Annotated in this window: 20 protein-coding genes; 12 read left to right on the plus strand and 8 right to left on the minus strand. The window is 73.7% G+C overall.

Annotated elements, in window-relative coordinates:
- Window positions 1–258: 258 nt before the first annotated feature.
- Window positions 259–501, plus strand: coding sequence for a hypothetical protein (locus AQJ66_RS29270; protein ID WP_061928095.1), 243 nt, complete (start codon window positions 259–261; stop codon window positions 499–501).
- Window positions 502–584: 83 nt separating this feature from the next.
- Here AQJ66_RS29270 and AQJ66_RS29275 read toward each other — a convergent pair whose 3' ends face one another.
- Entirely contained in the window at window positions 585–1208 is a 624-nt protein-coding gene (locus AQJ66_RS29275) for a TetR/AcrR family transcriptional regulator (RefSeq protein ID WP_159052661.1), read from the minus strand.
- Between the two features lie 172 nt (window positions 1209–1380).
- On the opposite strand from AQJ66_RS29275, the gene AQJ66_RS29280 reads away from it, so the two are divergent.
- From AQJ66_RS29280 to AQJ66_RS29305, 6 genes are all read left to right on the plus strand, one after another.
- A complete protein-coding gene (locus AQJ66_RS29280) occupies window positions 1381–3588 on the plus strand; it encodes an MMPL family transporter (RefSeq protein ID WP_244162970.1) in 2208 nt (735 codons plus the stop codon).
- Between the two features lie 144 nt (window positions 3589–3732).
- Window positions 3733–4254, plus strand: a complete 522-nt coding sequence (msrA, locus tag AQJ66_RS29285; RefSeq protein WP_061928098.1) for a peptide-methionine (S)-S-oxide reductase MsrA — start codon at window positions 3733–3735, stop codon at window positions 4252–4254.
- 301 nt (window positions 4255–4555) lie between these two features.
- A complete protein-coding gene (locus AQJ66_RS29290) occupies window positions 4556–5740 on the plus strand; it encodes a carboxylate-amine ligase (protein ID WP_061928099.1) in 1185 nt (394 codons plus the stop codon).
- A gap of 247 nt (window positions 5741–5987) precedes the next feature.
- Complete coding sequence (locus tag AQJ66_RS29295; RefSeq protein WP_061928100.1) at window positions 5988–7772, plus strand: N-acetylglutaminylglutamine amidotransferase; 1785 nt, start codon at window positions 5988–5990, stop codon at window positions 7770–7772.
- Window positions 7745–10024: a prolyl oligopeptidase family serine peptidase gene (locus AQJ66_RS29300; RefSeq protein ID WP_061928101.1), complete on the plus strand. Its 2280-nt coding sequence runs from the start codon at window positions 7745–7747 to the stop codon at window positions 10022–10024. Before AQJ66_RS29295 ends, AQJ66_RS29300 begins: the two co-directional genes overlap by 28 nt.
- A gap of 98 nt (window positions 10025–10122) precedes the next feature.
- Complete coding sequence (locus AQJ66_RS29305) at window positions 10123–10923, plus strand: thioesterase family protein (RefSeq protein ID WP_061928102.1); 801 nt, start codon at window positions 10123–10125, stop codon at window positions 10921–10923.
- Window positions 10924–10959: 36 nt separating this feature from the next.
- On the opposite strand, the gene AQJ66_RS29310 is transcribed toward AQJ66_RS29305, so the two are convergent.
- Together AQJ66_RS29310 and AQJ66_RS29315 are read right to left on the minus strand one after the other, a co-directional pair.
- Complete coding sequence (locus AQJ66_RS29310) at window positions 10960–11790, minus strand: cytochrome c oxidase assembly protein (RefSeq protein ID WP_061928103.1); 831 nt, start codon at window positions 11788–11790, stop codon at window positions 10960–10962.
- On the minus strand, window positions 11790–12380 hold the full coding sequence (locus AQJ66_RS29315) for a DUF2243 domain-containing protein (protein WP_079060497.1): 591 nt from the start codon (window positions 12378–12380) through the stop codon (window positions 11790–11792). Before AQJ66_RS29315 ends, AQJ66_RS29310 begins: the two co-directional genes overlap by 1 nt.
- A 228-nt stretch (window positions 12381–12608) precedes the next feature.
- Between AQJ66_RS29315 and AQJ66_RS29320 the strand changes: the two genes are divergently transcribed.
- Window positions 12609–13235, plus strand: coding sequence for a hypothetical protein (locus AQJ66_RS29320; protein WP_061928104.1), 627 nt, complete (start codon window positions 12609–12611; stop codon window positions 13233–13235).
- A 24-nt stretch (window positions 13236–13259) separates the two neighbouring features.
- On the opposite strand, the gene AQJ66_RS29325 is transcribed toward AQJ66_RS29320, so the two are convergent.
- The 3 genes from AQJ66_RS29325 to AQJ66_RS29335 all read right to left on the minus strand — a co-directional run bounded on the left by AQJ66_RS29325 (window position 13260) and on the right by AQJ66_RS29335 (window position 15737).
- On the minus strand, window positions 13260–14006 hold the full coding sequence (locus AQJ66_RS29325) for an SOS response-associated peptidase (RefSeq protein ID WP_061928105.1): 747 nt from the start codon (window positions 14004–14006) through the stop codon (window positions 13260–13262).
- Window positions 14007–14047: 41 nt separating this feature from the next.
- Complete coding sequence (locus AQJ66_RS29330) at window positions 14048–15283, minus strand: PP2C family protein-serine/threonine phosphatase (protein WP_167359197.1); 1236 nt, start codon at window positions 15281–15283, stop codon at window positions 14048–14050.
- 133 nt (window positions 15284–15416) lie between these two features.
- The gene (locus AQJ66_RS29335) at window positions 15417–15737 is read right to left on the minus strand and encodes a hypothetical protein (protein ID WP_061928107.1); all 321 of its coding nucleotides are present in this window, start codon (window positions 15735–15737) and stop codon (window positions 15417–15419) included.
- 202 nt (window positions 15738–15939) lie between these two features.
- Between AQJ66_RS29335 and AQJ66_RS29340 the strand changes: the two genes are divergently transcribed.
- Window positions 15940–17652, plus strand: a complete 1713-nt coding sequence (locus tag AQJ66_RS29340) for a RecQ family ATP-dependent DNA helicase (RefSeq protein ID WP_061928108.1) — start codon at window positions 15940–15942, stop codon at window positions 17650–17652.
- 332 nt (window positions 17653–17984) lie between these two features.
- Here the strand turns inward: AQJ66_RS29340 and AQJ66_RS29345 are convergent, their stop codons facing one another.
- On the minus strand, window positions 17985–18539 hold the full coding sequence (locus AQJ66_RS29345; RefSeq protein WP_061928109.1) for an ANTAR domain-containing protein: 555 nt from the start codon (window positions 18537–18539) through the stop codon (window positions 17985–17987).
- Between the two features lie 272 nt (window positions 18540–18811).
- Here AQJ66_RS29345 and AQJ66_RS29350 point away from each other — a divergent pair, with 272 nt between their 5' ends.
- Window positions 18812–19750, plus strand: a complete 939-nt coding sequence (locus AQJ66_RS29350) for an SRPBCC family protein (RefSeq protein WP_061928110.1) — start codon at window positions 18812–18814, stop codon at window positions 19748–19750.
- Window positions 19747–20922 (plus strand): zinc-dependent alcohol dehydrogenase, encoded by a 1176-nt coding sequence (locus AQJ66_RS29355; RefSeq protein ID WP_061928111.1) that lies wholly within the window; start codon window positions 19747–19749, stop codon window positions 20920–20922. The genes AQJ66_RS29350 and AQJ66_RS29355 overlap by 4 nt, the downstream gene beginning before the upstream one ends.
- Before the next feature lie 387 nt (window positions 20923–21309).
- Here the strand turns inward: AQJ66_RS29355 and AQJ66_RS29360 are convergent, their stop codons facing one another.
- Window positions 21310–22194, minus strand: a complete 885-nt coding sequence (locus tag AQJ66_RS29360; RefSeq protein WP_061928177.1) for a restriction endonuclease — start codon at window positions 22192–22194, stop codon at window positions 21310–21312.
- A 191-nt stretch (window positions 22195–22385) separates the two neighbouring features.
- Between AQJ66_RS29360 and AQJ66_RS29365 the strand changes: the two genes are divergently transcribed.
- Entirely contained in the window at window positions 22386–23207 is an 822-nt protein-coding gene (locus tag AQJ66_RS29365) for a transglutaminase domain-containing protein (RefSeq protein WP_061928112.1), read from the plus strand.
- Window positions 23208–23217: the final 10 nt, after the last annotated feature.

A 23217-nucleotide genomic window follows, 5' to 3' on the forward strand; every position in this document is an offset into this window, starting at 1 on the left:
GAAGCCGGCCTACCCCGAAAGGCCTGCGTACCCGGAGAAGCCCGCCCGCCCCGAGAAGCCGTCCTACCCCGAAAAGCCGGCCCACCCCGAGAAGCCGCAAGAGCACCACGAGAAGTCCGAGTACAAGGGCGGCGAGGAAGGGCACGAGTCCGCGCACGGAGACGAGCAGGAGGACTAGTGGCCGCGGAGTGCCGTTTCAGCCGGTGAAAGGGTGATACCCGGCACCTGTTCCGTCCGCGAGCAGTCCCGGGAGGACACATGGCCACCGGTGAGACCGGATTCAGCGATGTCGTCTACGACCTCATCTCGGTCCAGTACCACTCCCTCAAGGCAGGGCACGACTGCGGCCGGTACGTGCGCGACGCGGAGAACGCGAACAAGAAGGAGATCGCGGAGTTCTTCCGCGGCGTCATGGAACAGGACTCGGAGCGTGCGGCCCGCTGCCACCAGTTCCTCGTGGAACTGTCCGGCACGAAGGAGGCGGGCCCAGCCGTCGGCTGACGACCGGAGGCGGCCGGTGCCCCGAACCACGGCGGCACCGGCCGCCTCATGCCGCGTTCCGGGTCACGCGATCGCCCCCGCCGTCAAGGCCGCCCGGCGGAGCCGATCTCGCGCAGGATCTCGAACGCCCGCGGCAGGGGCGCCGGTCCCGTCTCCGTCATCCCCGACGCCCGGCGCGCCCGGCGTGTCCGCAGCACCGCGCGCACCGTGGACAGAGCCGCGCCCGCGATGACGGCCGCCCTGAGGTCGGCATCGGGCGTGTCCGCGGGCAGCCTGCGCCGGACCAGGACGGTGAGCCGTTCCTCGAACGCGGAGAACGCCTGGACGAGGCGGCCCGTGACGACGTTCTCGATGTCCTCCAGCGGATGGCCGAGGGCGGTGAGCGTGGAGGCCGCGAACGGCTCGGCCGCCGCCAGCAGCGCGTTGCACACCGCGTCCAGGGGTTCCTCGTCGGCCGGGCGCCCGGCCAGGGCGTCCTCGACGTGGGCGAAGACCTTGATCCCGTCCGGCAGCAGCAGCGCTTCCTTGCTGTCGAAGTAGCGGAAGAAGGTGCGCACGGAGACGTTGGCGCAGGCGGCGATGTCCGCGACCGTCGTGCCCTCGAAGCCGCGCTCCGCGAACAGGCGCGCCGCTCCCTCCCGCAGCAGGCGCCGGGTCTCCTCCTTCTTGCGTTCCCGCAGTCCGGCGGGGGCGGTCTCACTCGGCATGCGCCGAGCCTCCGCCATGGTGTCGCAGGTGTCAATTGACACGCGTGTCACCACCGCACTCCGCTGCGGTCCCCAGAAAATGTCACTCATGCCAATTGTCATGTGTGCCATGTGCTCTCTACAGTTCGTGTCACTCGTGACACATTCACTCGAAGACACGGTTGGAGACACGGTGCCCGGACCCTCTCAGCACCCTTCGGCACCCGCCGACGCCCGCCCGGGCGAGACCCCTCACCAGGCGGACGCCGACCCGGTGCGCGGCAGGCTCGGCCGCCTCGGCGGCTTCTGCGCCCGGCACCCCGCCACCGTCCTCGCCGCGTGGCTGCTGGTACTCGTCGCGGCCCTGGCCGGGCGGCACATCGCGGCGCCCACCTTCAGCGACCAGGTCAGCCTGCCCGGCACCCCCTCGCACACCGGCGCCGACCTGCTCGCCGGCTCCATGCCCGCGGCGGGCCGGCCCAACGGCAAGGTCGTCTTCCACACCGGCTCCGGCACCGTCGCCGACCGGCACTCCGCGCTGGGCGAAACGCTGGCGGACCTGCGCGGCCTGCCGCACGTCACCGCCGTCTCCACCCCGGTGACCAGCGACGACGGACACACCGCCTACACCACCGTCTCCTTCGACGAGCAGCTGAAGAACCTGGGCCACGGCTACACCGCGCGCCTCGACACCGCGACGCGGCCCGCCCGGGCGGCGGGGATCGGCGTGGCCTACGGCGGCGACCTCGAACAGGTCGTCCGGGAACCCGCCGACGACGCGCTGAGCGAGGGCGTGGGTGTCGTCACCGCGCTCGTCATCCTGCTGCTGGCCTTCGGCAGCGTCCTCGCCGCCCTGCTGCCGCTGGCCACCGCGCTGATCAGTGTCGGAGTCGGCCTGGGTGTCGTCGGCATCGTCGCCGCGACCGTCTCCTTCGCGACCTCCGCCACCACCCTCGCCGGCATGATCGGCCTCGGGGTGGGCATCGACTACGCCCTGTTCCTCACCACCCGCTTCCGCCAGGACCTCCTCGACGGGCACGATCCGGACGACGCCGCGGCCCGCACGGCGGCCACCAGCGGACGTGCCGTCCTGATCGCCGCCCTGACCGTCGCCGTCGCCATGCTCAGCCTGTACGCGTGCGGACTGAGCCTCATCGGCAGGATCGGTCTGGCGGCCACGCTCGCCGTCGTCGTCACCGCCGCTGCCGCCCTCACCCTGGTGCCGGCCGCCCTCGGACTGGTGGGCAGGCACGTCGACCGGATCCGGCTGCGCCGCCCCGTCGCCGAGAGCGCCGGAGCGCACGACGGCTGGCACCGCTACGCCGGACTCGTCTCCCGGCGCCCCTGGACCTTCCTGGCCGTCGGCCTGGCCTTCCTCGGCGTGTGCTCCGTGCCGCTGCTGTCCATGCGCCTCGGCCACGTCGACGCCGGCGCCGACCGCCCCGGCAGCAGCACCCGGACCGCGTACGACTGGATCGCGCACGGTCACGGCCCGGGCTTCGGCGCCGGCGCGAACGGCCCCGTGGTCACCGTGGTCGACCTCGGCGGAGCGGACACGCCGGCCGACCGTGTCTCCGACGACGTCACCGCCGCGCTCCGGCACACCCACGGCGTCGCGTCCTTCACCCCGCTCACGCCGAGCCCCGACGGCAGGCTCCTCGTCACCACGGTCACCCCCGCCACGGGCCCCCAGGACGCCGCCACCGCCGCCCTCCTCGACGCTCTCGCCGAGGACACCCTGCCGAAGGCCCTCGCCGGCACGGGCGCCGAGGCCTTCCTCACCGGGAGCGCGGCCGGCCAGGCCGACTTCCGGCACACGGTCGGCGAGCGGCTGCCCGTCGTCGTCGCCATCGTCCTGGTCCTCGCCTTCGTACTGCTCATGACGGTCTTCCGCAGCGTGGTGATCCCCCTCAAGGCCGTCGTCCTCAACCTGTTCACCACCGCCGCGTCCTACGGCGTGCTGGTCGCGGTCTTCCAGTGGGGCTGGGGCGGTTCGCTGCTGGGGCTGTCCGAACCGGTGCCCGTCGAGTCGTACGTGCCGATGATGATGTTCGCGATCGTGTTCGGACTGTCCATGGACTACGAGATCTTCCTGCTGTCCCGGATCGCCGAGGCCTGGCGGCGCACCGGCGACAACCGGCTGTCCGTGGGGGAGGGGCTGTCCGCGACGGCGCGGGTCATCTCCGCCGCCGCCTTCATCATGACCGCGGTGTTCCTGTCCTTCACCGCCTCGCCGACCGTGGTCGTGAAGATGCTCGCCCTGGGACTGGCCGTCAGCGTCATCGTCGACGCCACGGTGGTCCGCCTGGTCCTGGTGCCGTCCGCGATGTTCCTGATGGGCAGGGCGAACTGGTGGATACCCCGCCGCCTCGACCGGGTCCTGCCCCGCCTGCACGCCTGACCGCCGCGCGCCGGACCGCCCCGCACCCGCGGACTATTCGGGGGCCCTCCATGGTTACCTCCACGGAGCCATAAGCTGGACGAACGTGCAGCAGGCACGTCGACGGGCGTGCCGGACCGCGGCTCGAACACGAGGGAGCGACCGATGACAGTGGGAACCGAACGAGCTGTACTGGCGGGCGGTTGCTTCTGGGGCATGCAGGACCTGATCCGCAGGCAGCCGGGCGTGGTCTCCACGCGGGTGGGGTACTCCGGCGGCGACACGCCGAACGCCACCTACCGCAACCACGGCGACCACGCCGAGGCGATCGAGATCCTCTTCGACCCCGCGGCCACGAGCTACCGCGACATCCTGGAGTTCTTCTTCCAGATCCACGACCCGACCACCCGGGACCGCCAGGGCAACGACATCGGCCGCAGCTACCGGTCCGCCATCTACTACGCCGACGAGGGCCAGCGCCGCACCGCCCTCGACACGATCGCCGACGTCGAGGCGAGCGGCCTGTGGCCCGGGAAGGTGGTCACGGAGGTCGAGCCCGTGGGCGACTTCTGGGAGGCGGAGCCCGAGCACCAGGACTACCTGGAGCGCTACCCCGACGGCTACACCTGCCACTTCCCCCGCCCGAACTGGAAGCTGCCGCGCCGGACTTCGTCCCCCGCGAACTGATCGCAGCCCCCACACCCCGAAGGCCCGCCCCGGGCCCCGCACGCCGTGCGGGGCCCGGGGCGCCGCTTCGTCGACGCGGTCACGGCCTGCCTCCCGCATCCGGGGGTGTCCGTCGGCAGGGTTCGTCCCCGCACCTCACGATGTGGCGCTCTGTGCTCAGATGAGATGCATGCGTCACATGTGTAAGGGGTGCTGATTGGTTCCGGCCGATCAGGGAACCCGGACCGCGTCAACCGGCCGGAGCGCAGCCGCAGGTCAGCGCGCCGGCGGCTGTGGTCCACTCGCAGGGGAGAAGCAAGCCGTGACACCACGCCTCGGAGCAGAAGAAGAGTTCCACGTACTGGACGTGGAGAGCGGCCATCTCGTGCCACGCGCCGCAGAGTTGCTCGGGCGGCTGCGCAGACCGGGCTTCACCGAGGAGCTGCAGCGGACGGTCGTGGAGAGCAACAGCGCCGTGCACACCACCCTCGACGGGCTGTACACGGACCTCGCCTCGACCCGGCGCCGCCTGGACGCGGCGGCGTCCACCCTCGGCCTCGCCGTCGTCGCCGCGGGCACCGTGCCGCTGGCCCGGATCGGCCCCCGCAACGTCACCGCCGACGCCCGCTACCAGCACATGGCCGACGACTACCGCCTGGTCGCCGACGAACAGCTCATCTGCAGCGCGCAGATCCACGCCGACGTGCCCGACCGGGACACCGCCGTCCGCGCCATGTGCCTGGTCTCGCCCTGGCTTCCCCCGCTGCTGGCCCTCTCCGGCAGCTCACCGTTCTGGCTGGGCGCCGACACCGGCTACGCCAGCTGGCGCACCATGCTGTGGCAGCGGTGGCCCACCGCCGGACCGGTCGGCTGCCACCCGGACGCCGCCGCCTACGACCGGTCGGTCGCCGAACTGATCGGCTCGGGCGTCATCAGCGACGCCGGCATGGTCTACCACGACGTCCGGCCGTCGGCCCACCAGGGCACGCTGGAACTGCGGATCTGCGACGCCTGCCCGCGGGTGGAGACCGTGGTGCTCGTCGCGGGCCTCTTCCGCGCCCTGGTCCGTGACGCCTGCGAACGCCTGGAACGGGCGGACGGCCCCCTGTGCGACGGCCGCCACGACTGGCTCCGCGCCGCCACCTGGCGGGCCGCCCGGTCCGGCCTCGAAGGCCAGCTGGTCGACCCCGTCGACCGGTGCGCGGCACCGGCCCGCACCGTGCTGACCCGCATGCTGGCCCGGCTGCGCCCGGCCCTGGAGGCGTCCGGCGACTGGGACACCGTGCACGGCCTGCTGGAGGAGGCACTCGCCGCCGGCAGCGCCGCGCACCGCCTGCGCCGGGCCGCCCAGGCCGACGACCTCCTCGCCAGCATCGACCTGATGGCGGCCGAGACCCGCGGCGAGCGCCCGGCGGGGCGCCCGCGGGCCCGCCGCCCCCGTCACCTCACCGCGGTCGGAGCGCACGCCTACGACCGCGGCCCCACCGCCCCGGCACCGAGCGCCTGAGCCGTTCGCCGAGGGCAGCGCCCCCGCCGCCGGCGTCCACGGCCCGCGCGCGCCGGGACGTCACCGCGGACCAGAACCCGACCAAGGAGAGTCGTACCCCCATGCACACCACGCAGGATCCCTCGACCCCCGGCCTTCGGTGCCCCGGGCGCGCGGCGCCCGGGTGTGTGGCCGGCCCCCACGACAGGCGCACCAGCGGCACGGCCGGGGCCGTGCGGTGCACGGGCAGGGGAAGGGGGAACCTCTGATGTGCGGGCTCGCCGGGGAAATACGGTTCGACGGGGAGCGGCCGGACATCGCGGCCGTGGAACGGATGACCGACCGGCTGGCGCCCCGCGGCCCCGACGGCCGCGGTGTGTGGTCCCAGGGGCCGGTCGCGCTCGGCCACCGCCGGCTGAAGATCATCGACCTGTCGGAGGCCGGAGCGCAGCCCATGGCGGACCCCCGCGCCAGAATCGCGGGCGTCTTCAACGGCTGCGTCTACAACTACCGCGAGCTGCGCGAGGAACTGCGGGCGCTCGGCCACCAGTTCTTCTCCGACTCCGACACCGAGGTCGTGCTCAAGGCCTACCAGCAGTGGGGCACGGACTGCGTCCAGCGCTTCCACGGCATGTTCGCCTTCGCCCTCGTCGAACTGGACACCGGCCGGACGGTGCTGGGCCGCGACCGCCTCGGCATCAAACCGCTGTACCTGGCGCAGACGCCCGACCGGCTGCGGTTCGCCTCCTCGCTGCCCGCCCTCCTGGCGGCCGGCGACGTCGACACCTCCCTCGACCCGGTGGCCCTGCACCAGTACTTCAGCTGGCACGCCACGGTGGCCGCGCCCCACACGGTCCTCAACGGCGTGCGCAAGCTGCCCCCGGCCACGGTGCGCGTCTTCGAGGCCGACGGCACCGAACACGACCACCTGTACTGGCAGCCGTCCTACACCCGCCGCCCGGAGCACGCCGCCCTGAGCGCCGAGGACTGGACCGACGCCGTGCTGGACGCCCTGCGCACCGCCGTACGCCGCCGCATGGTGGCCGACGTCCCGGTCGGCGTGCTGCTGTCCGGAGGGCTGGACTCGAGCCTCATCGTCGCCCTGCTGGCCGAGCAGGGGCAGCAGGACCTCGCCACCTTCAGCGTCGGCTTCGAGGCCGAGGGAGGCGAGGAGGGGGACGAGTTCCACTACTCCGACCTCGTCGCGCGCCACTTCGACACCCGCCACCACCAGCTCATGGTGCCCTCCGACCGGGTCTCGGGGGCGCTGGAGTCGGCGGTGCGCGCGATGAGCGAACCCATGATGAGCCACGACGTGGTGGCCTTCCACCTGCTGTCCGAGCAGGTCGCCAAGGAGGTCAAGGTCGTCCAGAGCGGCCAGGGCGCCGACGAGGTGTTCGCCGGCTACCACTGGTATCCGGCGATGGCCGGCGCGCCCCGGCAGCAGGCCGCCGAGGCGTACATCGACACCTACTTCGACCGGTCCCACACCGAGCTCGCCGGCATCCTCGAGCCCGGCTTCCTCGCCGAGCGGGACGTCTCCGCCGACTTCGTACGCGCCCACATGGCCGCCGCGGGCGCCGAGACGGCTCTGGACGCCGACCTCCGGCTGGACACCCACGTGATGATGATCGACGATCCGGTCAAACGCGTGGACAACATGACGATGGACTGGGGCCTCGAGGCCCGCGTGCCCTTCCTCGACCACGAACTGGTCGAACTGGCCGCCGCCTGCCCGCCCGGGCTGAAGCTCGCCGACGGCGGAAAGGGCATCCTGAAGGCGGCCGGACGCAAGGTGCTCCCGGCGGAGGTCGTCGACCGGCCCAAGGGCTACTTCCCGGTTCCGGCGATCAAGCACATGGCAGGCCCGGTGCTGCAACGGGTCCGCGAGGCCCTCACCGCCCCGGAGGCCAAGGAGCGGGGCGTCTTCCGCCAGAGTCACGTCGCCGAGCTGCTCGAGGCACCCAACGCGCACCGCACCAGGCGAGGAGCGAACACACTGTGGCAGGTAGCGCTGCTGGAGATATGGCTGCAGACGCACGGAATCCGCTGACCGGCACGGGCCCCGGCACCCAGGGGGCGGTGCCGGACGGCCGTGAACGGCGCCACGCCCCCGCCCCGGCGGGGGGCGCCCGGCAGGGGCACGCGGCACGCCTGTCCCTCCCGGGCGAGGGCGGGGCGGCGGTCCGTCCGGCCCCGGAACCCGTCCTCCTCACCGACACCTACGCCCCCCACGACGTACCGCAGCGGCTCGTCGCGCACGGCTGCTGGTACCCCTCCGCGGACCCGGGCGGCCGCAACGTCGCCTTCATCTGCGACCGGACCGGGGTGCCGCAGCTGTGGACCGGCCCGGTCGACGGCGACGAGGCACGGCTGCTGGACGCCGACCCCGACCCGGTCACGGAGGTGTCCTGGTCACCGGACGGCCGGTGGATCGCCTACACCACCGCCCCCGGCGGTGGCGAACTCACCCGGGTGCTGTGCGTCCGGCCCGACGGCACCGGCCGGCGCCTGCTGGCCGGCGGCGAGCCCGGCGCGTCCGCCTACCTGGGCCGCTGGGCGCCCGACGGCTCGGCCGTCGCCGTGACCGTCACCGAACCCGCGCCCCCCGGCGAGATCCGGACCGGCCCCGACGGACCGGTGGCGGCGGCGGACCTGCCGGCCCCGGCCCACACCGGCGACTGGGCCGGCCGGGACGGCCGCGCGGTGCTGCTGGGCGGAGCACCGCTCACCGTCACCTCCGCCGTGCGGGAGACGACCGTGATCCACGGGCCCCGCACCGCGACGGCGCGGGAACACGGACCGCGTGCCCTCGCGGTGTACCTGGTCGACCCCGAGGGCGCGCAGGCGCCCGAACTGGTCGCGAGCGAGGCCGGGGCACCGACCCTGCGTCTGTGCGCGCTGAGCCGGGACGGCCGGTTCGCCCTGCTGCGCCGGGGGCCCCGGGGCAACCGCGAGGCACTCGTCGTGCGCCGCAGCGACCGGACGGTCACGGGCGCCGTCCGGGTCGCGGACGGCGACCCGTGGATCGGGGGCTTCGCGCCGGACGGGCGCACCGTCTGGCTGCGCAGCGACCACGACCGGGAGTTCGCCGCGCTCCTCGCCGTCCGGCTCGGCCCGCGGGGGGAGTGGCTGGGGCAGTGGCCGGCCGCCGCCCGCCCGGACTGCGACCTGGAACTGCTGACCCTGCGCCGCGACGGGCTCGGCGCCGTCCTGTCCTGGAACGTACGGGGTGTCAGCGAACTGGAGATCACCGAGCTGCCCGGCGAGGTCCCGGAAGGCGGTGTCACCGTCCGCCCGGCCGCCGAGGTCCCGGCCGGTGCGTCCCGCGGCGTCCCCCTGCCGCACGAGGTGGTCACCCGCGTGGCAGCCACCGCCGACCCCGACGCCCCGGTCGTGGCGCTGTCGGGGTCGCGGCGGCGGCCGGGCGTGTGGTGGCTGCCGCACGGCACGGCCCTGCGCACCCCCTGGTCGTCCCGCGACGAGGACGCGGTCCCCGACGCAGGCCACCCGCCCGTACGGCCCTTTCCGCTGCGTCCCGTCGCCCGGGACGGACTCCCGCTCGGCGGCTGGTACTACCGGGCGCCCGGCCGCGCCCCGGGCGAGCCGGCCCCGTGCGTCCTGCACCTGCACGGCGGCCCCGAGGACCAGGAACGGCCCGTCCTGCAGACCCTCTACCACGAGCTGCTCGGCCGCGGCCTGGACGTCTTCGCCCCCGACGTCCGCGGCTCCTCCGGCTACGGCCGCTCCTTCGTGGACGCGGACCTCGGCACCCGGCGGTTCGCCGCGATCGAGGACGTCGCCGCCTGTGCGGCCCACGCCGTCGTGGCCGGCCTGGCCGATCCCCAGCGCCTGGCGGTGATGGGCCGCTCCTACGGCGGCTACCTCACGATGGCCTCCCTCGTCTGGCACCCGGAGCTGTTCCGGACCGGTGTCGCGGTGTGCGGGATGTCGGACCTGACCACGTTCTTCGCCGGCACCGAACCGTGGATAGCCGAGTCTGCCGCGCACAAGTACGGGCACCCCGAACGCGACCAGGACCTGCTGCGGGCCCTGTCACCCATGAGCCGCGTCGACGCCCTGCGCGTTCCCGTGCTCGCCGTGCACGGGGAGCACGACACCAATGTGCCGGTGGGGGAGTCGCGCCAGTTCGTGCGCGCCGCCAGGGAGCGCGGCCTGGAGGCCGAACTCCTCCTGCTGCGCCAGGAGGGCCACGACTTCCGCCGCGCGGACAACCGGCGCCTCTTCCGCCGGACCGCCGCCGACTGGATCCAGCGGCACCTGACGAGCCGGCCGGTCGCCTGACGCGTCCGACGCCCTACCCGAACCGAGCCGTGTCGTGAGCAAGCGCTTGGTAATAGGGTGGGCGGGCAGTCCCCGCGACAGCGCCAGGGAGGAAAGTCATGCCGACGTCGCAAGCCGAGGCCTTCTACGAGCGGGAGGCCCACGACCGGTTCCTCCCCACCGTCTACACCCGGGGCCCCTGGGACGCCGGCTCCCAGCACGCCGGCCCGCCGGCCGCGCTGCTCGGGCTGGCCGTCGAGCAACGGCCGGGCGGACGGCCCGGGATGCGGGTCGCCCGGCTCACGTACGAGATCATGCGCCCCGTCCCGCTCCGGCCCCTGACCGTGACCAGCCGCGTGCTGCGCGCCGGGCGCAGCGTCGAACTGGTGGAGGCCGCCCTGACCCCTGACGGCGGTGAGGAGGTGATGCGGGTGACGGCCCTGCTGATGAAGACGGCACCGGACTCCGTACCCGAGGTGTCGCCGGGCCCGCAGGTGCCCGGACCCGGACAGGTGACCCCGGAGGCCTTCTTCCCCGTGCCGTGGGACCAGGGCTACCACACCGCCATGGACGTGCGCTTCGCCGCCGGTTCGTTCCTGGAGCCCGGCCCGGCCACCGCGTGGATGCGCATGCGGGTCCCGCTGGTCGCGGGAGAGGACATCGCACCGCTCAGCCGGGTCCTGACGGCCGCCGACTCGGGCAACGGCGTCAGCGCCGCGCTGGACTTCCGGCGCTACGTCTTCATCAACGCCGACCTCACCGTCAGCCTGCACCGCCACCCCGAGGGCGAGTGGGTCTGCCTGGACGCCCGTACGGCGGTGGACGGGGCGGGCATCGGGCTCGCCGAGTCCGCCCTGCACGACGAGAAGGGCCCGCTCGGCCGCGGCACCCAGACCCTGTACGTCGCCGAGCGCGGCTGAGACGGCTCGCCCGCCGCCCTGGACCGGCCCTGCACGTCACCCTTCCGCGGGCCGGCAGGAGGGCGCCGCGCCGGGGGAGCGGCGGGTGCGGGGAGCGGGGCGCCAGGTGGCCACGAGAGCGGCGGCGAGGAGGAGTTCGGCGATGTCGCCCCCGTAGTACATGATCTCCGCGCCGCCGCGGACCTCGGGGACGGGGGCATGGATGTCGACCCAGAAACCGCCGTACATCAACTGCGAGACGACGGCGTGCACCGCGATGGCGCAGCCCAGGTAGACCAGCCGGGTGCGCACGCCGGGGCGGGCGGGAGCGGGGTCCGGTCCGGCGACGACGTGGGCGAACAGGCATCCCGACAAAAGAAAGTGAGCGTGCAGCAGCCAGTGCCCGGCCGGGTGGGCCGTCGCGGTGTCGTACAACGGCGTGAAGTACAGCACCGCCAGGCTGCCGGTGGACAGGAGCAGGGCCACCGCAGGGTGGGTGAGCAGGCGCGCGGGCCGGCCGTGCAGGATCGCGGTGACCTGGCGGGCCCGCCGCACGGGCAGGGTCCGCAGCAGCAGGGTGACCGGCGCGGCGCGGGTCAGCGCGAGCGGGGCGTACATGCCGAGCAGCATGTGCTGCACCATGTGGCCGCGGAAGTCGCGGTGCGCCAAGGGCGCGACCGGCGGCAGCACCGCCGCCGCCAGCAGCACGAGCCCGGTGACCCACCCTGCCGTGCGCCACGGGCTCCAGCCCTGTACCGGGTTGCGGCGCCGCGCCCGGCGCGCCAGGCCGCCGTAGCCGACGGCGCACGCCAGCAGGACCAGCAGGGGCGGCAGGACGGCCGGAAGGCCACTGCCCGCACCGGAGTGCAGGGGCATGTCGTGGTGCATCAGGCGCCCCGCGCCGTCCGCGGGGCCTCACCGGGGCCGGAGCCGGGACCGGTACCGGAGACGGGGCCGGGGTCGAAGGCGGGGGCGCCGCGCTGCAGCAGCCAGCCGCCCACGAGCAGCAGAGCGCCCAGGACGAGGAACCCGATGTCCCACCAGACCTCGTACCGGCCGCCGTGGACGTGGTGGATGCCCAGGACCTGGTGGTCCAGGATCCCCTCGACGAGGTTGAAGAGCCCCCATCCGGCGAGGATCCAGCCCCACAGCTTGCGCGAGGCCCACACCGCGCGCCGGTTGTGGGTGACCCGGGAGTACAGGACGGCCAGGCCCAGCAGGACCGCGAGCCAGCACACGGCGTGGAAGACGCCGTCCCAGACCGTGTTCATCCGCAGCCCGGAGACGGTGTGCGGGTCGTAGTACTTCACGCCGATGCGGTCGGTGTTGGTGCTGCTGAGCATGTGGTGCCACTGCAGGAGCTGGTGCAGCAGGATGCCGTCGACGAACCCGCCCAGCCCCACTCCCAGCACGAGGCCCGGCAGTTGGAGGCCTGCCGGTGCCGGAGGGAGGCCCGCCCCGCCCACGGTCGTTGCCATCAGTCCGTCTCCGTCCCGTCGGTGTCCGCGTCGGCTGCTTCCGTGCGGTGCGGGTCTCCCGCCCGCGAAGCCCTGAACACGCACGGCGCAGTCGTCTCACCGGATTACCAGCTCCGTGGCCGCGGCGCAGGACCGTCGTCGGCCGTTTGAGCCGAGTCGCGCGCCGGGCGTCCGGCACCGACGATGGGATCAAGCTCCCCGGCCGAGAGAAACCGAAGGAAACCGCGCATGCCTTCTCCCTCCCGCGTCGCCCCGCCGCGCGCCCTGCGCCCCGGCACCCGCCCGGCCGCCGCCCTGACCTGCGTCCTGACAGCCGGTCTGCTGACGGGATGCGGCGGGGGCGGCGGCGGCTCCACGACCGGCACACCCTCCTCGCCGAACACGGCGTCCTTCTCCGGGACCATGCCGTCCGCGATCGCGTCGTCCGCGTCGTCCGCGATCGCCTCCGCCCGGGCCTCCGCCTCCGCCGCGGCCTCGTCGGCGTCGGTGCGCGCCTCGGAGTTCGAGGCGTCGGTGTCGGCCGAGTCCGCCCGTCGCACCGCAGCGGCCCAGAAGGCCCTGAAAGGGGTGCAGGGAGGAGGCAACGCACGGTCCGAGGTCGCCATGACCGGGCTGTCCAGGAACCAGACCGGCGGGGTGCTCGCCGTCGCCGTCACCATCACCAACAAGACCGGTCAGAAGGCCTCGTACGCCGTGCAGGTCGACTTCCTGGACTCCCAGGGGCACGTGGCCGAGACCCGCTACACCGGCGCGGAGAACCTCGAACCCGGCAAGAAGCAGCAACCCATCGTCTTCAGCCACGAGCCGCCCGAGCCGAAACTGACACCCCGTCTGACCAAGGCCCAGCGCTACTGAACCGGGGTCCCCGCCGGGCCGCGCTCAGGGGACCGTGACCTCCTCCAGGAGGTCCGGGCCGTTGTTCCCGGTGCTGTTCACGGCCGTCGAGACGGGCCGGGCGTCCAGGTGCCCCGCCGCGGGCCGGGTGAGCAGGGCACGCAGGGCGTCGGCGTCGTCGCGGTGGGGATCGAGCCAGGCGTCGTAGTGGTCCGGGGTGAGGGCCAGCGGCATGCGGGGGTGGATGCGGCCGGCCGCGTCGGTCGCCTCGGTCGTGATGATGGTGCAGGTCGTCAGCCAGGCGGCGGGATCGCCGTCGTCCGCCACCTCCGGGTCGCGCCAGTACGCGTACAGGCCGGCGAGCGCCATCACCTGCCCGTCGGCGGGATGGATGAAGTACGGCTGCTTGCGCGTCCTGCCGGTCCGCGCGTCCTTCACCGGCTGCCACTCGTAGAAGCCGTCGGCCGGGAGCAGGCAGCGGTGCCGGGCGAAGGCGCGGCGGTAGGCGGGCTTGGTGTGCACGGTCTCCACCCGCGCGTTGATCATCCGGGAGCCCGTCCTCGGATCCTTGGCCCAGGACGGCACCAGACCCCACCGCAGCGGCCGCAGCTCCCTGCGCACCGGCGCGCCCGCGCTCTCCCCGCGGGGGGAGCGCTCGAGGACGGCGTAGACGTCGTCGGTGGGGGCGACGTTCCAGCTGGGTGCCAGCGACTCCTCGGGGCGCCAGTCGGTGACGCCGAACAGCCGGGTGAGGTCCTGCGGACTGCGGGTGGAGACGTAGCGGCCGCACATACGCCCACTGTGCCACGGCCGGCGGACCGGACCCGGCAGCCTCAGCGGCCGGCCGGCGGGTTGGGCACGCCCGCCAGGGGAGCGGTATTGGTGGCGGTGTCGGCGTGGGGTCCGAGCCATTCGCACAGCAGGATGGTCGCGTCGTCCTCCAGCCGGTCGCCGTGGTGGCGCAGGTGGGCGCGGACGAGGCGGCGCAGCGTCTCCGGGACGGTGAGGCCGTCGGCGTGGTGGCGGACCAGGAAGTCGATGAAACGCGGCAGCCCGAACTGCTCGCCGCCCCGCGTCCGGGCCTCGGTGATGCCGTCGGTGTACAGCACCACCCGGTCGCCGGGCTGGAGCTGCTCGTGGCAGAGCGTGCCGGGCAGCTTCAGGTCGGTGCCCATGGGATGGGCGGGCGGACAGCGCAGCAGCGTCGTCCAGCGTCCCTCGCGGATCACGACGGGAGGGGGATGACCGCGGTTGACCCAGGTGAGCATGCCGGTGGCCGTGTCGAGGTCGGCCAGCACGCCGGTGACGTAACGCGACGGACCGAACTGCTCCAGCAGCACCCCCTCGATGGCGTCCCCGAGCGCCTCCAGGCCGGTGCCCTGCCTGCGGTGGTTGCGGCAGGCGCCCACCGCGAGGGTGGCGGTCAGACCGGCCGAGATGTCGTGACCCATGGCGTCGAAGATCGACAGGTGGACGAGATCGTCCGCCGTGGCGTAGTCGTAGGCGTCGCCGCTGACCTGGTAGGCGGGTTCCATCACGGCGCTGATGATCACCTGGTGGTCGGCGTAGGTACGGGGTGGCATCAGCGCCCACTGCATCTCCGCCGCGACGTTCATCGGCTGGATCCGGGCCAGGCGGGCGTAGGAGTCGCTGGTCTCCCGGCAGCCGTCCACCAGCATCGCCACCAGGGAGGCCAGCGCCAGCAGGTCCTCGCGGACGTCCTCGCCGTCGTCGGAGGTGGTCAGGTACAGCACGCCGAGGCGCTCGGTGCCGTCCAGGAGGGGCACCCACCAGCCGTGCCGGCCGTCCGCGGCGTCGGCCGCGGGCACGATCCGGCCGTGCTGGTAGGCGCGGCCGGCGACGGTGCCCTCCACGGTCAGGGGCGCCCGGCCCTCCGGGGTGCCCGTCTCGGTAAGGCCGCCGGCGAGGGGCCGCAGGACCTCGCGCTGCAGGTCGGCCAGGTAGACCACGACGTGGTGGAAGCCGCGCACCGCGGCGTGCTCGGCCACACGCAGGGCCAGGTGCTCGAACCGCGTGACGTGGCTCTCCGCCAGCAACCCCGTCAGCATGCGCCGCATCGCCTCGTCCCGTTGCGTCACGAGGACCTCCGATGCCCGACGTGTCCCTGGCCCGTCTCCACGCCCGTCTGCCCCACCGACCGGCGGCCAACCCGCTGCCCCCGTGGCCACTTCCCGGCGCGGGTCAGGCGGACGGGCGCTTCGCCGCCGTGCACGCCTGCTGGGCGACGACGGCCGGAACGTCGTAGAAGACCATGTACTGCACGCAGTCCGCCAGGGACAGCGCGTCGTCCGCGGTGAGCAGGCAGCCGGTGCTGGTGTAGCCGTTGAGCACTCCCTGGTCGGACAGCACCCCCACGCAGTCCGTCACGTTGAGCTGGGCGGCGGGCGCGGCGGCGCTGCCGGCCGGCCGCGGGACCGGGTCCGCGGCGCGGGCGGCCGTCCCGCCCGGCAGAACGAGAACTCCGGTGAGCACGGCCGTGGTGGTGAAGCTGCGTATGCGCATGAGCTGCCTCCCGGGGCAGACAGGGGGTCGGGACCCCTCCATCACACTGGCTCCGCACGCCTGTGGCCCGCGCGGCTGCTCCGTTCGGGGCCACGTCGGCCGGCCCGCCCGGCGGGGCGGCGGCTGGTACGCGTCCGGCGCCGGGGGTACCGGGGGCACCGTGGGCCGCACGGGCACACACGGAGCAGCCGGGGAGCGGGCCATGGGACCAGACACGCCGGGGACAGGGCAGGACAGCGCCGCGCGCCTGCGCGAGATCGCCGCCGAGGTGTTCGGCTGGGACACCCTCCAGCCGGCGCAGCTCACCGCCATGGAATGGGTGGTGGAGGGCGAGGACACCCTGGTGGTCATGCCGACCGGATCCGGCAAGTCCGCCGTGTACCAGGTCCCCGCCCTGATGCTGTCCGGGCCGGTCGTCGTCGTGTCGCCGCTGCTGGCCCTCCAGCGCGACCAGATGGCGGGACTGCCGGACGGCGACCGCGCACCCGGTGCCGTCGCCGTCAACTCCGACCTCGGCGCGGCCGGCACCCGGGCCGCCTGGGAGGCGGTGCGCCGCGGCGAGGCCCGGTTCGTGTATCTGGCACCCGAGCAGCTGGCCAAGGACGAGGTCCTGGAACGGCTGGCCGAGCTGCGTCCCGCCCTGTTCGTGGTGGACGAGGCCCAGTGCGTGTCCTCCTGGGGCCACGACTTCCGGCCCGACTACCTCCGCCTGGAACAGGCCGTACGCCGCATCGGCGGCCCACCCGTCCTGGCCCTCACCGCGACCGCGGCGCCACCGGTGCGCAGAGAGATCACCGAGCGGCTGGGCATGCGCCGGCCGAAGCTGATGGTGACGGGCTTCGACCGGCCGGAGATCCGCCTGGAGGTCAGCCGCTTCCTCGACGAGAACCGGCGGCGCCGGGCGGTGATCGAGCGGGCGGCCGCCGAGCCCAAGCCGGGCATCGTCTACGCCGCCACCCGGAAGGACACCGAGTACTTCGCCGGCGAGCTGGCCGCCCTGGGACTGGCCGCCGAGAGCTACCACGCGGGCCTGCGCGCCTCCGAACGCGCCCGCATCCACGACGCGTTCCTCTCCGGAGCGGCGGACGTCGTCGTGGCGACCTCGGCGTTCGGCATGGGCATCGACAAGGAGGACGTGCGGTTCGTCCTGCACGCCGCGCTGCCGGGCTCGCTGGACGCCTACTACCAGGAGATCGGCCGGGCCGGCCGGGACGGGCGCCCGGTCCTCGCCGTCCTGCACTACCGGCCGGAGGACACGGGCATGCAGACCTACTTCGCCGCCCGGTCACCGGGGCGCACCGCCCTGTCCGACGTGGCGGGCGCCGTCCACGAGCACCGCCGCGACCCCGCCGGCCTGGAGGAGCTGCGCCGCGAGACGGGCCTGTCCAGGAACCGGGTCACCGCGGCCGTGAACCTCCTGGAGGAGGCCGACGCCGTCGCCACGGGCGAGGACGGCGAGATACGCCCCGCCCCCGGCGTGCCCCCCGGCCAGGCGGCCGAGCAGGCCGAGCGGGCCGCGCAGGCCCACCGCCGGACCGACCGGTCACGCGTCGAGATGGCCCGGGCCTACGCCGAGACCACCGGCTGCCGACGGCACTTCCTGCTCGCCTACTTCGGTCAGGACTACCAAGCGCCCTGCGGGAACTGCGACACCTGCGACGCCTGCGACGAGGAAGGCGCCGAGAACGGACGAGAGGAGCAGCCCGCCCACCCCGCTGCGGCCTCCTATCCCACCGGGACCGGGGTCCGGCACCGGGAGTGGGGCGACGGCACGGTGCTGAGCGAGGACCAGGACCGCATCACCGTACTGTTCGACCAGGCCGGCTACCGCACCCTGTCCCTGGAGGCGGTGTCCGGCCAGGACGACCTGCTCACGGTGGTGAGCGGCCCGGTCGAGGACCCGCCGGCCGGCTGAGACGAGCCCGGATCCGTTTCCCGGTGCCGGCCCGGGGGAACGCGGAGCGCCCACCTCGACGGGAGGGACCGACATCACCGAGCCGAACGATCAGCGCGGTAACCGGTACGACCGGGCACGCGGTCCCCACGAGCCGGGCGCGCACTCCGGCGCCGAAAGCCAGTCACGGAAGCGGTCCGTACCGGGTACGGCGAGCGGCCCGGAGGGCTACCGGGCCGAGCACGGTACGACGGCGGGCAGGCCCCTGGAGGGAGTCGAGGCCGGGGAGCACCCCGCGCGGTACCCGGACGCCGAGGACGACGGCCGACCGGCCGGCCCCTGACCTCCGGCGGTCAGAACGGCCCGGGCACGATCGGGTTCCCGTCGCCGGATGCGGCGAGCCGCACCAGGGCGGCCGCCACCTCGCGGAGCTTTGTGTCGGTCTTCTGCGACAGGGCGACCAGGACCTGGAAGGCGTCGTCGGGAGCGCAGCGGCGTTCGGCCTGGACGATGCCGATGGCCTGGTCGATGACGGCCCGCCAGGCGAGCGCCCGGCGGAGTTGGGTGACCTCGCCCTCGAGGCGCTCCAGGTGCGACCGCGCCTCGTCGGCCGCGGCCAGGTACCGGGCGAACCGGTGCTGGGACTCGGCCACCTGCGCGCCGGGAGCGTCGGACCGGGCGTACGCGCGCCGTACACGCTCCAGGTCCAGGCGCACGTCCGTGCCGTCCTCCACGTGGTGCACGATGCCGAGGAGACCGCCGTCGCCGTCCCCCTCGGGATCGTCCGGGTTGTCCGGGAGCGCGTCGAACACGTGCCGTCCGATCAGCTCCTCGCGGTCCCGCAGCGTGGCCCGGGCGTACGCCCCATCGGCGTTCTGGATGACCAGCCCGGTGCTGAGCACGACCATCGAGGCCGGTGCTGCGAGGAAAGCGGCTTCGGATCCGACGGCGGGGGTAACGGGCGCGGGCATAGCCGGCCGTACCCGAGTGCCGAGAAGTCGACCGTCGCGTGTCACCGAGACATCGGCCACGAGCGCCGCCCGCGCCCGGTACGGGCGCCCGGGCCGTTTGAAGGCGCCCCGTGAGGAAACCCCGGCCTTGTCAGGGCGCGTATCCGCTCCCGGCGTTCCGGCTCAAGCGATGTTCCGGCTCAAGCGACCCCTCCGGACCGGAGTTCCCCATGAAGCGCAACAGCCGCTCGACCGTCACCCTCGCGCACGACCCGCTGGTCCGCGGACTCGGCTGGGCGAGCCTGGCCCTCGGCGTCCCCCAGGTTGTCAGCCCGTACGGCTTCACCCGGGCCCTCGGCACGGCCCCCGCGCTGCGGAACCGGTGGACCGGCGCGGCGATCGGGGTGCGCGAGCTGACCGCCGCCGCCGGCCTGCTGGGCCGGCCGCACCCGGCGTGGCTGTGGACCCGCGTCGGCGGCGACGCGATGGATCTCGCGCTGCTGGCGCGCGCCCTGATGAACCGCGACGGCCGCGGCAGCGCCCGGACCATGGCCGCGACCGCCGCGACCTCGGCGATCGCCGCCGCGGACGTGTACGCGGCCGTCACCCGCACCTTCAGGAGCAGTCCCTTGGAACTGACCTCCACCGTCACGGTCGGCAAATCACCGGACGAGGCCTACGAGTTCTGGCAGCGCCTGGACCGGCTGCCCGAGTTCATGACCCACCTAGACGAGGTCCGGGCCACGGGCCCCGGAACCAGCCACTGGACGGCCACCGCCCCCTTCGGCCGGACCGTGGAGTGGGACGCCGAGACCACCGAGGACGTCCCCGGGCAACGGATCGCCTGGCGCTCGCTGAAGGGCGCGGACATCGACAACTCGGGGGAGGTCCGCTTCCTCCCCGCACCCGGCGGACGCGGCACCGAAGTGCACGTGCGGCTGCGCTACGACCTCCCCGCGGGAGCGCTCGGCAAGGCGGCCGCGCGCTGGTTCGGCGAGGAACCGCACCAGCAGCTGGACGACGACCTGCGCCGCCTCAAGCAGGTCATGGAGACCGGCGAGGTCATCCGCTCCGAGGGCGCCCCCGGCGGCAAGCGGGCCCGCTCCGAGTTCCCGCAGCACCCGGCACGACCCCTGAGCGAAGAAGAGCTGAAGGAGGCCCTGTCATGAAGGCCACCTGCTGGACGGGCCGCAACTCGGTCGAGGTGCAGGAGGTACCGGACCCGTCGATCCTCAACAGCCGCGACGCCGTCGTGAAGGTCACGTCCACGGCCATCTGCGGTTCCGACCTGCACCTGCTCGACGGCTACGTGCCCACCATGCAGAACGGCGACATCATGGGCCACGAGTTCATGGGCGAGGTCGTCGAGGTCGGCCCGGGCGTCGACCCGGCCCGGATCAGGGTCGGCGACCGGGTGGTCGTCCCGTTCCCCATCGCCTGCGGAGCCTGCTCCGCGTGCCAGGCCGAGCTGTACTCCTGCTGCGAGAACACCAACCCCAACGCGGGCATCGCCGAGAAGCTCTTCGGCCATCCCACGGCCGGGATCTACGGCTACTCCCACCTCACCGGCGGCTTCGCCGGAGGGCAGGCCGAATACGCCCGCGTCGTCCTGGCCGACGTCAACGCGCTCAGGGTCGGCTCCGGTTTCACCGACGAACAGGTGCTGTTCCTCTCCGACATCCTGCCGACCGGATACATGGGCGCCGAGATGTGCGACATCCAGGACGGCGACGTCGTGGCCGTCTGGGGCGCCGGGCCCGTGGGCCAGTTCGCCATGGACAGCGCCCGCGTGCTGGGAGCGGAGAAGGTCATAGCGATCGACAAGGAGGACTACCGCCTCCAGATGGCCGCGGCCCAGGGCTACGAGACGATCGACTTCCGGAACACCGACGTACGCTCGGCCCTGCTGGAGATGACCGGCGGCCGGGGACCGGACAAGTGCATCGACGCCGTCGGCCTCGAGGCCACGCACGGCGCCGGCCACATCGACCTCTACGACCGCGCCAAGCAGGCCGTCCGCTCCGAGACCGACCGCCCGCACGCGCTGCGCCAGGCGATCACCTCGTGCCGCAGCGGCGGAATCGTCTCGGTGATCGGCGTGTACGGCGGGATGATCGACAAGTTCCCGGCCGGCGCCTGGATGAACAGGTCACTGACGCTGCGCACCGGGCAGTGCCACGTACAGCGCTACATGAAGCCCCTGCTCCGGCTGATCGAGCGGGGCGCCATCGACCCCACCCGGGTGATCACCCACCGGCTTCCCCTCACCGAGGCGCCGCGGGGCTACGAGCTGTTCAAGCACAAGCGGGACAACTGCGAGAAAGTCGTCCTGACCCCCTGACGGAACGTTTCGGGCTGGACCGGCCCGGTCCGGCCCGGTTCCTACGCGGTCACGGCGCGCTGGTCGCGTGCGCTGGGCCTGCCTTGCCACCGATGGCCGGACGGGCCTCCTGGGCCGCCACCCTGCCCCTCCTGCGGTACGACGCGCTCGGCGGCCCTACCCCGCCCTCCGGGCCTACCGGGCGGGACGGCGCGACCGCGTGCCGGCGCGCCGCTGCGCTTCCACCTTCGCGCGCCCGCCGCCGAACCCTGGCGCACGGTCGCCACCCTCACGCTCACGTCGGTCTCCCCGGCGCCGGAACAGGTCACGCAGTCCTTCGCCGCCTACAGCGGCTCCCGCCACGGGCGTGACGCCGTGGCCGGGCGCCGCTCCCGAACCCGCCCCGCGTCAGGGGGCGACGCCCGCCCGTTCCCAGGGGCTCGGTCCGGTGCCGTCCGTCCACGCCTGCAGGTCCTGGCCGTCGACGCACACGATGCCGCACTGGCGCGCGTACTCCAGAGCGGGTTCGGTGAAGTCGCTCGTCGTGACGACCGCCGCGACGTCCGCCTCGTGCACGGTGAAGCAGGTTCCGCCGAAGCGCTGCATGTCCTGCGATCCGACCTTGTTGGTCTCGCAGTACTGCTTGCACTGGATGATCACCCGCCGCCCGTCCGGGGTGACCGCCCTGACGTCCGCCCCCAGGTCGCCGGGCCCTCCCTCGACGACCACGTCCCGGCAGGCGTCGCGGACGCACAGGTCGGCTATGGCCTGCTCGAAGCCGTCGGGGTCCAGCTCGGCATAGTCGATCACCTCGGTGACGCACTCGGTTCTCTCCTCGGCCCCGGGGCGCAGCGGCACGGTGATGGCCTGGGTGCTCTCGGGCGGCGGGTACTCCTCGCCGTGGCCGGGAGCCGGCGGAGCGGCGGAGGGGAGCGGGTCCGCCGCCGCGGCGGTGCCCGCGGGCGCCGCGACCGGCGCGCCGGCGGCCGCGACGCTCAGGCTGGTGGACGCCGTCTCGGCCGCCTCCTCCAGCGCCCGGGCGGCCCGGCGCGCGTAGGCCGCCGCGGAGAAGCGGCGCCGTCTGGACCGGCACAGCACGGCGACGGCCACGCCGGATATCAGCAGTGCGCCGGCCCACAGCGGGCGGCGTTCCACGATGCCCGCCGCCGTGCGCGCCGCGAACGCCAGGACGCACAGGATGATGGCGAGCAGGAGGAAGAACAGGGCGGTGGCGCGCAGATCGAAGCGCCGGTCGCGGCCCTCACGTCGTAGGGGGTGCACGGGTACGGTCATGCCGACTTCCTCCTGGACAGCCACGGCGACAACGAAGATCACTTCTGCTCATGCCCCCGAATCGCCGACTGTTGTCGCCGCCCGCCACGAGGGGGCCGGCAAGAACCGCCACCATGGTTGAACGTGTTCAAAAATGCTGTCACCATACGCGTTGTCGTCGAGGAACGCGGGATGGTGGGAGGACCACGGTCATGACGAGCTCGCTTCTCATGCCGCGCGGCGGGGTCCGCGCGGGCACGGCCGGCAGGGTGACTGCCGGCGGGGGAACGGCCACAGGGGACGCGGGGAGCGTCGCCCCGACGCCGATCCTCGACTGGCGGCATCCGAACGTCGCGTCGCTGGTCCGGCGGATCGGCGCAGCGGGGCACTCCGGCGACGCCTCGGATCCGGCCCGGCGCACGGAGGCCCTGCGCCGGGCCCACCGTCACATCGCGGCAGTGATACGGCCGGTGTACTCGGTGCAGGACGAGCGGCCCGTGTCCCAGGTGCTCCGCCGAGGCCGCGGATCGTGCAGTCAGCGGCTGGCCGTACTGGAGTCCGTCGCGCGGGCGTCGGGGGTGGCCACGCGGGTGCGCGGCCTGCTGGTGGACGGCGGGTTCTGGTACCCGCGCTTCCCCCGGATGCACCGGCTGGTCCCGCATCAGGTGGTGCTCGCATGGCCGGAGTTCCGCATCGAAGGACTGCCGGCGGCAGACCACCCCTGCACTCCGTGGCTGACTGTCTCCGAACTCTTCGGCGACCTGCACGCATTGAGCCGCGACGCAGGCGGCGGCTTCACCAACACCGGTGCGGAGACGCTCTTCGAGGCCCTGTCCAGGACGGCGGTCGACTGGGACGGCGCGACCGCCTGCCCGGCCACGGGTGCCTCGTGCGATCTCTCGGCCCATGTCCTGGCGGACCTCGGCCACTTCGACTCGCGCGACGAGCTCTTCGCCCGGCACGGCCAGACGCTCCGCGCGACGGCCAGGCTGCTGGCCGAGCCGGTCCTCGGCCGCCGCTCGGCCGGCGTCTGAGGACGACGAA

The sequence above is a fragment of the Streptomyces bungoensis genome, assembly GCF_001514215.1.
In the GTDB taxonomy this organism is placed as follows: Bacteria; Actinomycetota; Actinomycetes; order Streptomycetales; family Streptomycetaceae; genus Streptomyces; species Streptomyces bungoensis.

Bases quoted from the DNA above. Each gene is read 5' to 3' on its own strand.
- AQJ66_RS29320 (WP_061928104.1), top strand. From the start codon at position 12,609: ATGCCTTCTCCCTCCCGCGTCGCCCCGCCGCGCGCCCTGCGCCCCGGC.
- AQJ66_RS29335 (WP_061928107.1), bottom strand. From the start codon at position 15,737: ATGCGCATACGCAGCTTCACCACCACGGCCGTGCTCACCGGAGTTCTC.
- AQJ66_RS29340 (WP_061928108.1), top strand. From the start codon at position 15,940: ATGGGACCAGACACGCCGGGGACAGGGCAGGACAGCGCCGCGCGCCTG.
- AQJ66_RS29295 (WP_061928100.1), top strand. From the start codon at position 5,988: ATGTGCGGGCTCGCCGGGGAAATACGGTTCGACGGGGAGCGGCCGGAC.
- AQJ66_RS29360 (WP_061928177.1), bottom strand. From the start codon at position 22,194: ATGACCGTACCCGTGCACCCCCTACGACGTGAGGGCCGCGACCGGCGC.
- AQJ66_RS29305 (WP_061928102.1), top strand. From the start codon at position 10,123: ATGCCGACGTCGCAAGCCGAGGCCTTCTACGAGCGGGAGGCCCACGAC.
- AQJ66_RS29270 (WP_061928095.1), top strand. From the start codon at position 259: ATGGCCACCGGTGAGACCGGATTCAGCGATGTCGTCTACGACCTCATC.
- AQJ66_RS29315 (WP_079060497.1), bottom strand. From the start codon at position 12,380: ATGGCAACGACCGTGGGCGGGGCGGGCCTCCCTCCGGCACCGGCAGGC.
- msrA (WP_061928098.1), top strand. From the start codon at position 3,733: ATGACAGTGGGAACCGAACGAGCTGTACTGGCGGGCGGTTGCTTCTGG.
- AQJ66_RS29310 (WP_061928103.1), bottom strand. From the start codon at position 11,790: ATGCACCACGACATGCCCCTGCACTCCGGTGCGGGCAGTGGCCTTCCG.
- AQJ66_RS29300 (WP_061928101.1), top strand. From the start codon at position 7,745: ATGGCTGCAGACGCACGGAATCCGCTGACCGGCACGGGCCCCGGCACC.
- AQJ66_RS29355 (WP_061928111.1), top strand. From the start codon at position 19,747: ATGAAGGCCACCTGCTGGACGGGCCGCAACTCGGTCGAGGTGCAGGAG.
- AQJ66_RS29350 (WP_061928110.1), top strand. From the start codon at position 18,812: ATGAAGCGCAACAGCCGCTCGACCGTCACCCTCGCGCACGACCCGCTG.
- AQJ66_RS29330 (WP_167359197.1), bottom strand. From the start codon at position 15,283: ATGCTGACGGGGTTGCTGGCGGAGAGCCACGTCACGCGGTTCGAGCAC.
- AQJ66_RS29345 (WP_061928109.1), bottom strand. From the start codon at position 18,539: ATGGTCGTGCTCAGCACCGGGCTGGTCATCCAGAACGCCGATGGGGCG.
- AQJ66_RS29275 (WP_159052661.1), bottom strand. From the start codon at position 1,208: ATGCCGAGTGAGACCGCCCCCGCCGGACTGCGGGAACGCAAGAAGGAG.
- AQJ66_RS29325 (WP_061928105.1), bottom strand. From the start codon at position 14,006: ATGTGCGGCCGCTACGTCTCCACCCGCAGTCCGCAGGACCTCACCCGG.
- AQJ66_RS29365 (WP_061928112.1), top strand. From the start codon at position 22,386: ATGACGAGCTCGCTTCTCATGCCGCGCGGCGGGGTCCGCGCGGGCACG.